At 66.7% G+C, this 1,335-nt stretch carries 2 protein-coding genes; both read right to left on the reverse strand.

The window, feature by feature from the left end:
• Positions 1-69: 69 nt before the first annotated feature.
• The gene (locus J7E68_RS15775) at positions 70-726 is read right to left on the reverse strand and encodes a hypothetical protein (protein WP_215174166.1); all 657 of its coding nucleotides are present in this window, start codon (positions 724-726) and stop codon (positions 70-72) included.
• Complete coding sequence (locus tag J7E68_RS15780) at positions 723-1,250, reverse strand: MarR family transcriptional regulator (RefSeq protein ID WP_215174168.1); 528 nt, start codon at positions 1,248-1,250, stop codon at positions 723-725. The genes J7E68_RS15775 and J7E68_RS15780 overlap by 4 nt, the downstream gene beginning before the upstream one ends.
• Positions 1,251-1,335: the final 85 nt, after the last annotated feature.

Here is a 1,335-nt window from a genome sequence, read left to right on the forward strand (position 1 = left end):
GACGCCTGGCTGGTGCGGGCTCCGGTGCTCGTGGCTAAGCAGTGGCTCGCGGAGCGCGGACTCGACTGATCAGGCTTCGAGCAGGAACGGTCGCGCGGCGTCGAGGAACGCGCGCGGGTCGTCGGCCCAGAGTCGGATGCGGTCGACGCGATGCACTCCGCCCTTCGGAGCGAGCCCGGGGAGACGGATCTCGACCGGGCGCTCGAGTTCGATCTCGATGTTGGTCTCGTCCTGCATCCGTTCGGTGTACTCCGTGCCGGTGACCCGGGGCAGCTTGGGCTCGTCGACGCGGCGGTCGATCGCGACAGAGGCGATGTCGGCCCAGCGCACAGGTACGTCGAGCTCCAGGCCGCTGCGCACGCGCACGCCGTCGGGTCCGACGGTGTGCGGACGCATCAGCATCGCGCACAGCAGTCCGAGCATCCAGGTGACTCCCCAGATTCCGAGGATCAGCAGAGTGATGCGCACCGTCGGCCACTGGTGGACGATGAGATCGAGGATCGGGATCTCGACGGCCGAGAGCCCGATGAAGATGAACAGCACGGTCAGCACCGGTCGGTGGTAGCCGATGCCGGTGGCGCCTTCCGCGACCGCAGGGCGCCGGGCGATCGCTCTGGCGATGCTCGAGTACACGCGAAGTTCGGCGATCCACGCGCGGTGCAGGAAGTTGAGGGCGCGCGCGAGGGGTGTCGGGGGCGGGGTCGGAGTGCGCAGCTGCGGGGTCATGGTGTGTTGTCCGACGCTGTCGCACGCTCTGTCGCGGGCTCTGTCTCGGCCTCAGGTGCTGGCTGCGCTGTCGCGGCGGAGGTCTGAGCTGTCGCGGCGGAGTTGACGAGATCTTCGAGATGGGTGACCACAGCCACAAGGCCGCGCTGAACGGCGGCACGGTCTGCGGGGGCGATCGCCGCAAGAAGGGTGTCGTTGAGCTGCGAGTGCTCGTCCTGCATCCGCGACATGGCTTCGACAGCCGTGGTTGTCAGCTCGACGAGCACCGCTCGTCGATCGGTGGGATGCGGTGTACGGCGGACGTGGCCGGACTTCTCGAGCGCGTCGACCAGACCCGTGATGTTGCGGGGGCTCACCTCGCAGAGTTGCGCGAGCGTCTGCTGCGTCGACGGGCCGGCATGCTGCAGGACCCACAGCAGGTGCACTCGCGTGGGGGTGAGGTCGGTGCCGGCGAACGCCCGAGACATGTCCTTCTGGAAGAGGTCGGCGATCTGCAGAAGGCGGTCGACGAAAAGGGGCTTCATGATTGTGATGGTACTACATAGTTACCTATATTCACTAGTGTGCGGTATTGGGAACCTCTCTTCTTCCCCCTCTCTTCTTCCTCCT

This window comes from Microbacterium sp. ISL-103, assembly GCF_018613995.1.
Classification (GTDB): Bacteria; Actinomycetota; Actinomycetes; order Actinomycetales; family Microbacteriaceae; genus Microbacterium.

Excerpts from the sequence above, each read along its gene's own strand:
- J7E68_RS15780 (WP_215174168.1), bottom strand. The coding sequence starts at position 1,250 with ATGAAGCCCCTTTTCGTCGACCGCCTTCTGCAGATCGCCGACCTCTTC.
- J7E68_RS15775 (WP_215174166.1), bottom strand. The coding sequence starts at position 726 with ATGACCCCGCAGCTGCGCACTCCGACCCCGCCCCCGACACCCCTCGCG.